Annotated in this window: 8 protein-coding genes; 2 read left to right on the top strand and 6 right to left on the bottom strand. The window is 69.9% G+C overall.

The annotated features are described in order from the left end of the window. Positions 1–10 precede the first annotated feature (10 nt). From OG623_RS03615 to OG623_RS03590, 6 genes are read right to left on the bottom strand one after another with little or no spacing between them, the layout of a single operon-like run. Positions 11–718 carry a GH12 family glycosyl hydrolase domain-containing protein gene (locus tag OG623_RS03615; protein ID WP_406144218.1) on the bottom strand — a complete coding sequence of 236 codons (708 nt, stop codon included), beginning with the start codon at positions 716–718 and terminating at the stop codon, positions 11–13. A 33-nt stretch (positions 719–751) separates the two neighbouring features. Further along, on the bottom strand, positions 752–2971 hold the full coding sequence (locus OG623_RS03610; RefSeq protein WP_406144216.1) for a glycosyl hydrolase family 95 catalytic domain-containing protein: 2220 nt from the start codon (positions 2969–2971) through the stop codon (positions 752–754). Then, positions 2968–4944: a beta-galactosidase gene (locus OG623_RS03605; protein ID WP_406144214.1), complete on the bottom strand. Its 1977-nt coding sequence runs from the start codon at positions 4942–4944 to the stop codon at positions 2968–2970. The genes OG623_RS03610 and OG623_RS03605 overlap by 4 nt, the downstream gene beginning before the upstream one ends. A gap of 50 nt (positions 4945–4994) precedes the next feature. Beyond that, positions 4995–5930 carry a carbohydrate ABC transporter permease gene (locus OG623_RS03600; RefSeq protein WP_406151663.1) on the bottom strand — a complete coding sequence of 312 codons (936 nt, stop codon included), beginning with the start codon at positions 5928–5930 and terminating at the stop codon, positions 4995–4997. Between the two features lie 5 nt (positions 5931–5935). Next, a complete protein-coding gene (locus OG623_RS03595) occupies positions 5936–6955 on the bottom strand; it encodes an ABC transporter permease (protein WP_406144212.1) in 1020 nt (339 codons plus the stop codon). Position 6956: 1 nt separating this feature from the next. After that, positions 6957–8630 carry an extracellular solute-binding protein gene (locus OG623_RS03590; RefSeq protein ID WP_406144210.1) on the bottom strand — a complete coding sequence of 558 codons (1674 nt, stop codon included), beginning with the start codon at positions 8628–8630 and terminating at the stop codon, positions 6957–6959. Positions 8631–9032: 402 nt separating this feature from the next. Between OG623_RS03590 and OG623_RS03585 the strand changes: the two genes are divergently transcribed. Further along, positions 9033–11963 (top strand): glycoside hydrolase family 3 C-terminal domain-containing protein, encoded by a 2931-nt coding sequence (locus tag OG623_RS03585; protein WP_406144209.1) that lies wholly within the window; start codon positions 9033–9035, stop codon positions 11961–11963. Further along, positions 11960–14227 carry an alpha-xylosidase gene (gene yicI, locus OG623_RS03580; protein WP_406144206.1) on the top strand — a complete coding sequence of 756 codons (2268 nt, stop codon included), beginning with the start codon at positions 11960–11962 and terminating at the stop codon, positions 14225–14227. The genes OG623_RS03585 and yicI overlap by 4 nt, the downstream gene beginning before the upstream one ends. Positions 14228–14261 lie beyond the last annotated feature (34 nt).

The following is a 14261-nucleotide window of genomic DNA, read 5'->3' as shown; positions in this document are numbered from 1 at the left end:
CCCGTCCACGTCAGCTCGACGTGACGTCGAACCCGTTGGTCACGAAGTCCAGTCCGCCGGACGACGAGGTGATCTCGTAGCCGAACTGGACGTCACCGATGGTCTCGTCGCCCCACCAGCCCTCCGTGTTGATCCACTTCAGGATCGGCAGGATGTCCACGGTGCCGGACGACGAGTCCGAGGTCCGCAGGAACGAGAAGACCTCGTTGGCGCCGTTGTCGCCCTTGTAGACGTCCCAGGTGTGGCCGCCGAGGTTGACGGTCCCCTGGGAGGTGCCGAGCGGGCCGACCGCCCCGTTGTAGTTGACCCAGAGCATGACCTCGTAGTCGTAGTCCGTGTCCCAGATGTCGTAGGACGTGTTGTACGCGCCCGCCGACGGGACCGTCACGTTGTAGTCGCTGGTCAGCGACGACAGCGAGGAGAGCGGCTTGTCGACGATCTTCTTCGCGTTCGGGTACGACTTGATGCCACCGGTGTCCGGGTGGTCGGCCGTCACGCCCCAACTGCTGGACGAGTCGGCCCAGATGGTCTGGGTGCCCGCTCCGGAGCCCCATATGTTGTTGTAGAGGATGTAGCCGTCGTCGGTGGTGTAGTTGCCCCACTGCTCCGACGAGGTCCAGACCGCGGCCTGGGCGGGAGCCGCCGCGAAGCCGATCAGGGCGGCCACCGCCGCGGTCGGCGCCAGGAACAGTCTGGTCAGGGTGGTGGATGGTGCCATGGGGTGTTCCTTCCATGTGGGGATGGAGGACTGCTACCGCGGCCCCAGGGTGAGGACGCGGTCCACGCCGGCCGTCAGCTCCAGCGGAGCCGTGGGGTTTCCGGCGGAGGTTTCGGTGAGGGTGAGCTCGTCGGGCATCCGCAGATCGACCCGTGCGTCACGCGTGGGACGGAGCACGGCGCTCGCGCCGTCCTTCGACCACCGCAGGTCCAGCCCAGCTCTGAACCGCGTGCGTATGCCCAGGAGTTCACCGGTCGGGTACGCGGCGGGGACGGCAGGAAGCAGGACAAGACGGCCGGGCGTCGACTGGACGAACGACTCGATCACGGCAGCGGGCAGGGTGTGGGCCGCGTCCGCGTTGTAGACGTTCCTGGCCGGATAGTGGGAGCTCATCAGCGAGTCGTGGAAGAAGTCGCCGCCCAGCACCGCGTCCAGCGCCCCCGACACCCGGGCCGGGTCCCGCAGCCGGGCGGCGATCAGCGCATGGTGCAGATACCCGTGCGCGGAGTCGTTCTCCGAGCCGCGCAGCTCCAGCGCGCGGTGTGCGGCCCCGGCCAGCTCCGGGGTGTCGTACGGATTGATCCCGTCCAGCGGCCACACCGGGTAGAGATGGCTCAGATGGCGGTGGTCGTACGTCTCCCGCAGACCTGGCCAGGCCCACTCGGCGAGCGCCCCGTCCTCGTTCACCAGGTATGCGGGGAGCCGGCCGGCGAGCGAGCGCCACAGGCCGGCCGATGGGTGCCCCGGGGCGTGCTCGGCTGCCGTCGTCAGGGCGTGGCGGGCCGCGGCGATGTCCATGGTGGCGTTGACCGTGACCCAGCTCGCGTTGGCGGGACGGTTCTCCGGGGAGTACGAGGGCACCACGGCGACGTTCCCGTCCGGATCCTCCCGGCTCAGGAAGTCCTCGTAGAACAGGGCCACTTCGACCAGGGCGGCGGTCAGGGCCGGATCCGGGACGCCCGACGTCACCTCGGCGTGCTCCAGGAGCGGCTGGAGCAGCCAGTCGGCGCCGGCCGTCCACAGATGCAGCGGGTAGGCGCGCTGGAAGTGCCGGGTGTGACCCGAGACGCCGTCCGTGTGGGACGGCGCGACGACGCCCCGCGCCCCGAAGAGCGCCCGGGCGTTGTCACGCCAGTCAGCCAACTGCCCCTGAACCAGGGTGGCATGGGCCTGAGTGACCTCCGGCAGGGCGGCCGGGGCGGCCGAGGCGATCTGCAGATTGAGATTGGCGTTCGTGGTGAAGGCACCGGACCACGCGGTGTCCCAGTCACCGGTCCACAGACCGGTCAGCCGGGGAGGCAACAGCCCCGATGAGGACAGCAGATGGTAACGGCCCGCGGCGAAGAGACGCTCCAGCAGTGCCGGGCTCTTCGGGCGGCGCAGCAGTTCGCTGCCGGGCAGTTCCCGCTCGCCGGCCGTGTCGCGCAGGGTGAGTGACGCCCTGCCGTACGCCGTCCGGTGCGGGGGCAGGTGCCGGTCGAGCAGCGCCGCGTAGCCCTCGTCCGGCAGATCCGCCCACAGCGCTCCGACAGCCGGGACCCCGGCCCCCCGGTGGACCCGGGTCGTCAGCGTCAGTGCGCGCGCCCCCTCGACGCGGATGCCCTCGCCCGCCAGGGACACCGTGCCGCCGTCCACCCGCGCCACCGTCACCCCGGTGTACGCCAGGCCGCTGCCCGGATAGCCCACCCGCAGCGCGAGGCGTGCGCCGTCCGGTGTCAGCACCGCTGAACGGCCCACCGCGAGCCGTGCCGGAGCCCCCGGCAGCCGAGGGTCGAGCCAGACCTCGGCGCCGAGCCCGGGATCGGTGACGTGCTGCACGATCACGTCGTCGGCCCGCGACACGAACACCCGGCTGTGCCAGCCCTCGTACGACGCACGGACCTCACCCGTGGTGAAGTCGACCTCGCGGCGGTAGCCGGCGACCGCATCGTGCAGTCCACGGTCACGGCGGACCCTGGTCATGAACGCCGGGTGGAAGGGCTGCACCCACACCAGCGGCCTGCCACCCCCGAAGTCCTCGGCCGCCTTGGTGTCCCCGCCCAGAAGCGCGTCCTGGAGACGGCCGAGCCCGTCGGCGAGCTCCGGCGGGCGCAGCTCCTCACTGCCGTTGGGCCGCACCAGGGTGTGGTGGTTGACGATCACCCGGTCGTCCGCCGGGTCGCCGTACACCATCGCCCCATGGCTGCCGTTGCCGCTGAGGAACGCGTCCTCCCAGCGGGCGGCGGGGGCCGGCTCCCATGTCCCGTCGCTCATGCCGGCAGGTCTCTCAGTACAGCGACCCCGTAGCGGCCGAGCTCAAGACGTCTGTCGGCCTCGGCGCCCGTCAGCAGGTCCGTGTACCGGCCCGGCAGCTCCACCGTCACCGTGGACCGCCCATGGTGGAGCAGGAACAGCAGCGCGCCCCGGCGCACCGCCTCCACCCCGTCGGGCAGCCCGTCCAGCACCGGCTGTACGCCGGCAGCGGCCGTCACCGTGCCGAGCAGTCTGCGCAGCGCCTCGGGTTCGGGCAGCGTCGAGACGTACCAGGCCGAGCCCTTGCGGAGCACCGCAGGCAGTCCGTCCAGCTCACCGCCCCGGTAGGCGGACACCGTGTCCGCGCTGCCGTCCGGCTCCAGCTCCTCCGACCACAGCGTGCCGCGGAAGCCCTCGCACTCCACGACCTGGTCCGTGTCCAGCGGCCACCACTCGTGCACCGTACGGATGCCGAACAGCTCGCGCAGCCTGGCGTCCATGCCGCCGGGCCTGACCCGGTCGTCCTCGTCCGCGATGCCCGTGAAGAAGCCGCAGACCAGCGTGCCACCGTTTCGTACGTAGGTGAGCAGTCCTTCGATCGACGCGTCCCGCAGCAGATAGAGCTGCGGGACGACGACCAGGCGGTAGCCGCTCAGGTCGGCACCCGGACGGGCGAAGTCCACCGCCGTGCCGTTCTCCCAGAGCGCCCCGTGCCAGGACTGCACGAGCGCCGTGTAGTCGACCAGGGAGGACAGCCGGCCCTCCTGTGCGCTCGCCCACCAGGAATCCCAGTCGTGCAGCACCGCGACATCGGCCGTCACCCGTGTCCCGGCCACCTCACCGCCGATCAGGGCGAGTTCGGCGCCGATCCGCTTCACCTCGCGGAAGGTGCGCCCCTGTTCGCCGGCGTGCGGAAGCATCGCCGAATGGAACTTCTCGGCGCCCTGCCTCGACTGCCGCCACTGGAAGTAGCAGACGGCGTCGGCGCCCCTGGCCACCGACTGGAGCGACCAGAGCCGGTTCAGCCCGGCCGGCTTCGGGCGGTTGACGGGGCGCCAGTTGACGCCGCCCGTCGCCTGCTCCATCAGCATCCATGGCCCGCCCGCCTGCGAGCGCGTCATGTCGGCGAGCATCGCGTTGTACTGCGCGCCCCGCGGGTCCGTGGAGTCCGGGTAGACGTCCACCGAGACCACGTCCTCCTGCTCCGCCCACGCCCAGCCGTCCTGGCCGGCCCACAGCGGCATGAAGTTGGTGGTCACCGGGATGTGCGGGGTGTGCCGGGCGACGATGTCCCGCTCGGCGACGTAGCACTCCATCAGCGCGTCGGAGGTGAACCGCCTGAAGTCCAGCATCTGCGCCGGATTGCGCATGTACTGGGCGGCGCGCGGCGGCAGGATCTCGGACCAGGTGTCGTAGCGCTGACTCCAGAAGGCGGTGCCCCAGGCCTCGTTGAGCGCGTCGAGGGTGTGATGGCGGGCGGTGAGCCAGCGGCGGAAGTGCGCGGCTGTTTCGTCGCACCAGCAGTGTGTGCAGTACTCGTTGTTGATGTGCCACACGGTGAGCGCCGGGTGGTCCGCGTAGCGCGCCGCGAGGTCCTCGGTGAGCGCGGCGGCGTAACGGCGGTAGACCGGAGAGCTCGGGCAGAAGTGCTGGCGTGAGCCGTACGAGACGACCGTGCCGTTCTCGGCACGCGGCAGGGTCTCCGGGTGGAGCGCTCCCATCCACGGAGGCGGGGACGAGGTGGGCGTGGCGAGCACCACCCCGATCCCGTGCGTGGCCAGCAGGTCGAGGAGACGGTCCAGCCACCCGAACTCCCGTGCTCCCGGGCGTGGTTCGATTCTCGCCCAGGAGAACACCCCGACGGTGACGGAGTTGACCCCGGCTTCCCTCATCAGCCGGACGTCGTCGGCCCACACCTCCTCGGGCCACTGCTCGGGGTTGTAGTCGCCTCCGAAGAGGACGCGGCCACGGGTGGCGTCGTGCAGGGAGGGCATGGACCTCTCGTTCCTGATGTCGTACGGGATGCCACAGGCGTCGGGGGGAGTCAGCCCTTGACCGCGCCGGTGAGCATGCCTTCCTTGAAGTGCTTCTGGACGAACGGCGACAGGAACGCGACCGGGATCAGCGCCAGCACCATGACCGCCATCTGGATGGCGAGCGGTGACAGATGGCCGGTGTTGATGACCTGGGCGAGGCCTGTGGGCCGCTCCTGCTTGAGGACCAGCTGGTTCATCACGTTCTGCAGCGGCATCATCTCCGGGTCGCTGATGTAGATGGAGGCGTTGAACCAGGCGCTCCAGTAACCGACCGCGTAGAACAGGGTGATCACGGCGATGACGGCACGCGACAGCGGCATGACGATCTGCCACAGGATGCGGAAGTCACCGGCCCCGTCGATCCGGGCACTCTCGATGAGCTCCTGGGCCGTACTCATGAAGAAGGCACGCAGCACCAGGATGTTGAAGACGTTCAGCGCGCTCGGCAGGATCAGCGCCAAATAGGAGTCGGTGAGACCGAGTCCCTGGACCACCAGATAGGTGGGGATGAGCCCCGCGCCGAAGAACATCGTGGCGAGCATGAACACCAGCAGCGGCCGGTGCAGCACGGAGCCGGTACGCGAGAGGCCGTACGCGCAGAGGACCGAGACCGTCATGCTGAACAGCGTCCCGACCACCGTCACACAGAGGCTGATCACGGTGGCCCGGGTGACCTGTCCGCCGCCGAGCAGCTCCTGGTAGGCGACGAAGGTGATGCCGCGCGGGATCACCACGAGACCGCCCGCCTCGGTGATCGTCCTCACCGAGGACAGGCTGGTGACGATCACGACCCAGAGCGGGAAGAGGACGGCCAGGCAGATCAGGACCATGACCACGCCCTTGGAGGCGAGCCCCGTCCTCGACGGCTCCTCCTCCCACGCCGGACGCAGGCGCCCGCGGGTACCGGGCTTCACACCGGCCAAGCCGGTCAGGCCGGAGAGCAGGCTGCTCACTTCTTGTACACCCCCTGCTCACCCATGAGATGGGCGACCTTGTTGGCCCCGAGGACCAGCAGCAGACCGAAGATTCCCTTGACGATCCCGACAGCCGCCGCGTAGCTGAATCCGCCGTTGGTGATACCGACGTTCCAGACGTAGGTGTCGAGCACCTCGGAGGCCCCTGGGCCGACCGCCGTGCGCTGGAGCAGGATCTGCTCGAAGCCGACGGTCAGCGCGTTGCCCACCTGGAGCACGAGCAGCAGCGCCACGACCGGGCGCAGGGCCGGCAGGGTGATGTGCCAGATCCGGCGCCAGCGGTTCGCGCCGTCCATGGCGCTCGCCTCGTAGAGGTCCGGGCTGACCGCCGCCAGGGCGGCCAGGAAGACGATCACACCCCAGCCGGCGTCCTTCCAGACCATCTCGAACGTGATCAGGAACTTGAACAGACCGGGGTCGGTCATCAGGTCGAAACCCTCGTGACCGTGCTCCCGCAGCGTCTGCGCGATGAGTCCCGCGCCGCCGAACATCTGCTGGAAGACGGTGACGACCAGGACCCAGGAGAAGAAGTGCGGGAGATACAGGATCGCCTGCGCCACCGCACGGACCCGGGGCCGCACGAAGCTGTTGATGAACAGCGCGAGCAGGATCGGCACCGGGAAGAACAGCGTCAGCTGGAGCAGGAAGATCACCAGTGTGTTCCGCAGGGCCGACCAGAACAACCGGTCGTGCACCATCTGCTGGAACCACTCGAACCCGACCCATGGGCTCTGGGTGATCGCCTGGAAGGCGTTGTCCGCGATGTACGGGTCGTAGTCCTGGAACGCGACGACGTTGCCCGCGAGCGGGATGTACGCGAAGACCAGCAGCAGCACCATCGCCGGCACGGTCATCAACAGCAGCGTGCGGTCCCGGCGCAGCCGGTGCCGCAGCGGCATCTTCGTGGCGACGGGCCGTTCACCGGCCGCCGCCCGCGTCGTGGCCTGCGGCGTCCGTGACTCCCGCGCGCGCCGGCCGTCTGTGCTCAGTGCCATGTCAGGAGGCCGACTCACCGGTCTCGTCGAGCAGCTTCTTGTACCAGTCGCGCAGCTTGTCGCCGCCCTTGGTCCTCCAGTCGGAGACCTGCTGCTGCATGTCGCCGACCTTCTTGCGGCCGCGCACGATGTCCTTCTCCAGATCCTCGAACTGCGCGTTGAGCTCGGTGTAGCGGGTCGGCTCCTGGATCTGCATGCCGTGGAAGAGCGGCTTCTTCAGGTGCGCGCCCTGACGCTGCTGCCACTCGATGACGCCCTTCACCACGTCCGGGTGGTCGGGGTAGGCCCGGAAGGGGGCGGAGGTGGCGATGTACTCGTAGGTGGCGAAGACCTGGTTGTTGCCCTTCTCTGTCTTGGTGAGGACACCGTCCTTGAGCGTGTGGTGGGTGCCCTCCAGGCCGTACGCCTTCAGCCGCTGCTCCTTGGTGCCGTAGGGAGCGGCGGTGTAGTTCGCCAGGGCGAGGATGTCCTCGACGGTCTTCTTGTCGGCGTTCTTGTTGACGAAGCACCAGATGTTGGAGGGGGCGGCCTCGTAGATGACGGGGTCGCCGCCGTCATGGGCGAAGAAGTCCATCGCCCCCATCCGGAAGTCCGGCTTGTCCAGCCGCTGGATCGCCGTGGCCGCGTACCAGTCGGAGATGTCCGCGTTGTACATGAGGGCGTTTCCGGACGAGAAGGTGGTGCGCATGTCACCCGTCTCGGCCTTGGCATCCGGGTGCACGAAGCCGGCCGAGTACAGCGAGCGCGACCACTCCAGCGCTTCCAGGTACTCGTCGGTCTCGTAGCGGTTGACCAGCTTGTCGTCGACGAGCTTCCAGTAGTACGGCTTCTCCGGCAGCACCCCGAAGAAGACGAACGCCGACCACGTCATGTCGCTGCACGCCCACACCTTGCTCTTCGGGGCGTTGATCTCCTTGCAGAGGTCGTAGAACTCCTGCGTGGTCGTCGGGACCTCGTACCCCTTCTCCTCGAAGATGTCGGCGCGGTAGAAGGGGGTGATGTTGGGGGTCGCCTCGGCCGGCATGGGCAGGCCCCTGAGCTTCTCCGCGAAGACACCGCGCTGCCAGGCACCGGTGGGGATGGCCGCCAGGTTCGGGTAGGACTTCACCTTGTCGCCGGAGAGATACGGGCCGAGGTCGGCGAACTTGTTGGCGATGGCGCTCGGGATCTTGCCGCCCAGTTCCCAGCCGGGGACGACGACGGCGTCCGGGATGCTGCTCGACGCCAGCACAGCGCCGAGCTTCTGGCCGTAGACGTTGCCGTCCTGGTTCTGCCACTTGACCTTGACGCCGACGGCCTCGTCCATCGCCGTCCAGTACGGATTGCCCTCGCCCGGCGAGGTGCCCCAGAGCGGAGCCATGATGCTCAGCTCGCTGCCCTTGCCCAGCTTCTCCGGCACCGACACCGCCAGTTCGGCGGCCGGAACGGCGGTGGTGAAGCCGACCGCGGAGCCGTTCTTGCTGGGGATGTCCGGGGTGACCGCCTTCGACGGCACATAGGCGGGAAGGAGGTCCTTCAGCTTCTTGCCCGTCGTCGTGCCCTCGTTCTTCGAACCGCCGGAACCGCCGCCGCAGGCGGTGAGGAGCGGCAGCCCGCCGCCCACGGCTGCCGCGACAACCACGGAGGAGGCGAGGAATCGTCTCCGGCTGGGAGCGGAGGGAGAGTTCGGCGTCATGGGGTCAACCCTTCGTGGTGCAACAGGACGGCCCGCGGCGGCGACTGCCGCTCGGCCCTGTGTCTGAGGTAGGGGGCGTTACCGGCCGAGCCGGTGGCACTGCACCGGCTGAGCTGAAGCGGTCAACGGGCTGCCTCGTCGAAGCGCTTCGATGTTGCAGCGAGGTTAAGTGACGGACACCGGTCGCACAAGAGTCCGTTTCCAGATTCCTCCGACCTGTTTCCTCACCCTTTCCCCGTACAAGGTCAGCGCGCTGCGACCGTTCGACGGTCCGGGACCCTTGACACCTACGGGGTTGGCCGCAGAGCATCGAAGCGCTTCGAAGGATCTTCTCCTCGCGTCGAAGGACATATCGACGCCCGCAGACCGGAAAACCTCCCACCTCTCCAAGGGGCCCCGCACGTGACGGACCATCCGCTTCCCTTCCGAGACCCGCACCTGCCCTTCGCCGACCGTGTCGCCGATCTGCTCGGGCGGCTGACGCTCGACGAGCGGATCGCGATGCTGCACCAGTTCGCCCCGGCGGTGGAGCGGCTGGGGCTCGGGCCGTTCCGTACCGGGCAGGAGGCGCTGCACGGCGTCGCCTGGATGGGACCCGCCACCGTCTTCCCGCAGGCCGTCGGCCTCGGCGCCACCTGGAACGACGAGCTGGTCCGCCGGATCGGCGAAGCCGTCGGCAACGAAGTACGGGCCAAGCGCGCGAGCGACGACCGCATCGGGCTCAACGTCTGGGCGCCGACCGTCAATCTGCTGCGCCACCCGCTCTGGGGCAGGGGCGAGGAGGGCTACTCCGAGGATCCGGCGCTGACCTCCGCCATCGCCGTCGCCTACACCCGGGGCCTGCGCGGGGACGACCCCCGCTACTGGCGCACCGCCCCCGTGCTGAAGCACTGGCTCGCGCACAACAACGAGACCCACCGCGACACCTCTTCCTCCTCGGTCCGCCCGCGCGTCCTGCACGAGTACGACCTGCGGGCCTTCCGCGACGCCGTACGAGCGGGAGCCGTGGCAGGCGTCATGCCCGCCTACAACCTGGTCAACGGCCGCCCCAACCACGTCTCGCCGCTCCTGGAACAGCACCTGCGACGCTGGACCGACCAGCCGCTCGTCGTCTGCTCGGACGCCGGCGCGCCCTCCAACCTCGTCGACTCCGAGCACTACTTCGACACCCACGAGGAGGCCACGGCCGCTGCCCTGAAGGCAGGGGTCGACAGCTTCACCGACCACGGCCAGGACTCCTCGGTGATGACCGGCCGGATCCGCGGCGCACTGGCCGACGGCCACCTCACCGAGGACGACATCGACACGGCCGCCGGCCGGCTGCTGGCGCTGCGCTTCGCCCTGGGCGAGTTCGACCCGGAGCTCGATCCGTACGCCGCGATGGACGCCCTGGACACCGACGAGCACCGCGCCCTCGCCCTGGAGGCAGCCGAACAGGCCGTCGTCCTGCTCAAGAACGACGGCCTCCTGCCCCTGGAGCCCCAGCGGGGCCGCACCGTCGCGGTCGTCGGACTGCTCGGCGACGCCTGCAAGCTCGACTGGTACAGCGGTACGCTCATGCACCGCTCCTCGCCGCTCGACGGGATCCGCGAGCGGTACGGCGCCGAGCACGTCCTCTTCGAGGAAGGCGCGGACCGGATCCGGCTGAAGTCCTGCGACGGCTGGCTCCGGGTCCCGGCGGCCGACGGCACCCCCGCCGGGGGGACACGAGGAGCCGAGGGCGCCCTCGACCCCGCACTCCTCGCGGGCCGTACCGACCTGCCGCCGCTGACCTGCGGCGACGACGCCACCGAACTGGCCCTCGTCGACTGGGGCGACGGCGTCCTGACCCTGCGTACGGACGACGGGCTCCACCTCTCCGTCGCCGACGACGGGTATGTCAGGGCATCCGCCGAGGAACCGGGCGGCTGGGTCGTCCAGGAGACGTTCCGTCTGGAAGCGGTGGAGGGAAGCGAGGGCGGGAACGGCGGCGGGCACGACGGCGGGCACGACGGCGGACACCACGGGGGACACCTCCTTCTGCACATCGGGACCGGTGGGTACGTGTCTGTCGCCGCCGGAGGCGCGAAGGTTGCCGAAGCCGGCGAAAAGATTTCCCGGGACGCCGCCACGGTCTTCGAGCTGGAGACCGTCGAGCACGGCACGGACGCCGTGGCCCGGGCCGCGCGGGCCGCCGACACCGTGATCGTCGTCGCGGGCAACGATCCCCACATCAACGGCCGCGAGACCGAGGACCGTACGACCCTCGCTCTCCCCGCCCAGCAGGACCGGCTGTGGCGTGCCGCCCACGCCGCCAACCCCCGTACGGTCCTCGTCCTGACATCCGCCTATCCGTACGCCGTCGGCGAGGCGGCGGAAGGACTGCCTGCCCTGCTGTGGACCGCGCACGGCGGCCAGGCTGCCGGAACGGCGCTCGCGCGTGTCCTCGCCGGGGACGTCTCCCCGGCCGGCCGGCTCCCGCAGACCTGGTACGCGAGCGACGACGATCTGCCGGGCCTGTTCGACTACGACATCATCGGCTCCCGCCAGACCTACCTCTACTTCGACGGAACCCCGCTCTACCCCTTCGGACACGGCCTCGGCTACGCCGACTTCACCTACTCCGCGCTGCGGGCGGAGATGGACGGCGAGCTGCTGCGGGTCTCGCTGACCCTCACCAACGACGGCGCGGCCCCCGCCGACGAGGTGGCCCAGCTCTACGTATCGCCGGGCCTCGAAGGCTCCACGGACCTGCCGCTGCGCAAGCTGGTCGGCCACCGCCGGACGCACCTCGCGCCGGCCGAGGCGCGGCGCCTGGAATTCGTCCTGCCCGTAGCGGAGTTGGGGCACTGGAGCGTGGCGCACGGGCGCTGGACCGTCGAGCCCGGCGCGTACGAGATCCTCGCGGGCGCGTCGAGCGCCGACATCCGGCTCACCGCCACGGCCGTCGTCGACGGCGAAGCGCAGGGCCCGCGCCCGGTGGTGGCGCGCGGCCTGGAGGCCGCCGACTACGACTGGCAGCAGGGTACGGAGCTCGTCGACCGCACGAAGACGGACGGCGATGCCGTCACACCCGTCTCACCCGGCATTCCCGGCCAACTCATCTACCGGGCCTGTGACTTCGGCGACGGAGCTGGGCGCATCGGGCTGCTCCTCTCGGGGGAGGGGGCCGTCACCCTCAGCGCGGGCGGGCACAGCGCCCAGATCCAGGTCCCCGCCGCCGGGGGCCCGTACGACTACCGGACCTACGAGGCCACGCTCGGCCTCGGCGGGGTGCAGGAGCTGCGCATCGGTATCGAGGGCACCGTGCGTCTCGCCCGTGTCGAGGTCCTCACCGGCAAGGAGCCCGCATGAAGTTCACCGACGGCTTCTGGCTGATGCGTGAGGGCGTCCAGGCCTCGTACGCCACCGAGATACGCGACCTACGGATCGACACGGACCGGTTCACCGCGTACGCGGCGGTCAAGCGGGTCAGGACGCGCGGGGACACGCTCAACACCCCGCTGATCACCGTCGAATGCTTCTCCCCGGCCGAGGGCGTCATCGGGGTTCGCGCCACCCATCACGCGGGCAGGGCCAGGCGCGGCCCGGACTTCGCACTCCGGACGGACGCCACCACGGCATCCGGGGCCCGCACCCGCAAGGACGGCGCGGCCACCGAACTCACCAGCGGGCCACTGACGTTGCGCATGGAGGGTGAGGGGCCCTGGGGGATCACCTTCATCGACGCCGACGGTCGGCGCCTCACCGGAGCGGACCCCAAGGGGACCGCCTTCGCGACCACACCGGACGGCGCGCATCACATGATCGCCCAACTGGCCCTGGACGTGGGCGAGAACATCTACGGCCTCGGCGAGCGTTTCACGCCGTACGTGAAGAACGGCCAGGCCGTCGACATCTGGCAGGCCGACGGCGGCACCAGCAGCGAACTCGCCTACAAGAACATCCCGTTCTACCTCTCGTCCCGTGGTTACGGCGTCTTCGTCAACCACCCGGGCAAGGTTTCCTTCGAGGTCGGCTCCGAGGCCGTGGGGCAGGTGCAGTTCAGCGTCGAGGACCAGTCCCTGGAGTACTACGTCGTCGCCGGCCCGACCCCCAAGGACGTCCTGTCCCGCTACACGGCCCTGACCGGACGGCCCGCGCTGCCCCCCGCCTGGTCGTTCGGCCTCTGGCTCACCACCTCGTTCTGCACGTCCTACGACGAGGAGACGGTCACCTCCTTCGTCGACGGCATGGCCGAGCGCGGAATCCCGCTGAGCGTCTTCCACTTCGACTGTTTCTGGATGCGCGAGTACCAGTGGTCGGACCTCCTCTGGGACCCCGAGGTCTTCCCCGACCCCGAGGGCATGCTGGCCCGGCTCAAGGCGCGCGGACTGCGCGTCAGTATGTGGATCAACCCCTACATCGCCCAGAAGTCGGCCCTGTTCGCGGAGGGCGCCGAACGCGGCTACCTGGTCGAGCGGCCCAACGGCGACATCTGGCAGTGGGACCTGTGGCAGCCGGGGATGGCGCTGGTCGACCTCACCGACCCGGAAGCCCGCGCCTGGTACGAGGACAAGCTGCGTCTCCTGCTCGACCAGGGCGTCGACTGCTTCAAGACGGACTTCGGCGAACGCATCCCCACGGACGTCGTCTGGCACGACGGCTCCGACCCGCAGCGCATGCACAACTACTACGCGCAGATCTACAACCGCACCGTCTTCGAACTCCTGGAGAGGGAGCGCGGCGTGGGGGAGGCGGTGGTCTTCGCCAGGTCCGCCACGGCGGGCGGGCAGCAGTTCCCGGTGCACTGGGGCGGCGACTGCTTCGCCTCGTTCACCGCGATGGCCGAGTCCCTGCGGGGCGGTCTCTCCCTGTCGCTGTCCGGCTTCGGCTTCTGGAGCCACGACATCGGCGGCTTCGAGGGCACCCCCGACCCGGCGGTCTTCAAGCGCTGGCTCGCGTTCGGGCTGCTCTCCTCGCACAGCAGGCTGCACGGCAACGTCTCCTACCGGGTGCCGTGGGAGTTCGGCGAGGAAGCCGTCGACGTGGCACGGAAGTTCACGCTGCTCAAGCACCGGCTGATGCCGTATCTCTACGCCGTGGCCGTCGAGGCGCACCGTACGGGTGTCCCGATGATGCGGCCCATGCTGGCGGAGTTCCCGTCCGACCCCGCCTCCCGCACCCTGGACCGGCAGTACATGCTCGGCCCCGACCTGCTGGTCGCCCCGGTCTTCACCGGGGACGGCCAGGTCGAGTACTACGTCCCCGAAGGCACCTGGACCTCGCTGCTCACCGGCGAGCGCGTGACCGGCCCGGGCTGGCGGCACGAGACGCACGGCTTCGACAGCCTGCCCCTGCTGGTACGGGACGGCGCGGTGCTGCCGTGGGGCGCCGACGACCAGCGCCCCGACGGCGACTGGCTCGACGGCCTCACCCTGCGGATCTTCGGCTCAGGACCTGACGAGCGCACGGTCACCGTGCCGGACCTGTCCGGCTCCACGGCGGCGGACTTCCACGTCGTACGGGACGACGCGGGCACGCGGGTCACGGCTGAGGGCACGGAGCGCGGCTACCGCGTGGTCATCGAGGAGTCCGGTGCGGCGGGGGAGGGGGCGGGAACCGTCTCCGTCCCCTGAACCATCCGCCCGGGTCCGGCGGGTGCCGTCGGCG

This window comes from Streptomyces sp. NBC_01012, from assembly GCF_045162755.1.
GTDB lineage: Bacteria > Actinomycetota > Actinomycetes > Streptomycetales > Streptomycetaceae > Streptomyces.
This window is presented reverse-complemented; position numbering and strand designations above follow the sequence as displayed.

Excerpts from the sequence above, each read along its gene's own strand:
- OG623_RS03615 (WP_406144218.1), bottom strand. The coding sequence starts at position 718 with ATGGCACCATCCACCACCCTGACCAGACTGTTCCTGGCGCCGACCGCG.
- OG623_RS03610 (WP_406144216.1), bottom strand. The coding sequence starts at position 2,971 with ATGAGCGACGGGACATGGGAGCCGGCCCCCGCCGCCCGCTGGGAGGAC.
- OG623_RS03605 (WP_406144214.1), bottom strand. The coding sequence starts at position 4,944 with ATGCCCTCCCTGCACGACGCCACCCGTGGCCGCGTCCTCTTCGGAGGC.
- OG623_RS03595 (WP_406144212.1), bottom strand. The coding sequence starts at position 6,955 with ATGGCACTGAGCACAGACGGCCGGCGCGCGCGGGAGTCACGGACGCCG.
- OG623_RS03590 (WP_406144210.1), bottom strand. The coding sequence starts at position 8,630 with ATGACGCCGAACTCTCCCTCCGCTCCCAGCCGGAGACGATTCCTCGCC.
- yicI (WP_406144206.1), top strand. The coding sequence starts at position 11,960 with ATGAAGTTCACCGACGGCTTCTGGCTGATGCGTGAGGGCGTCCAGGCC.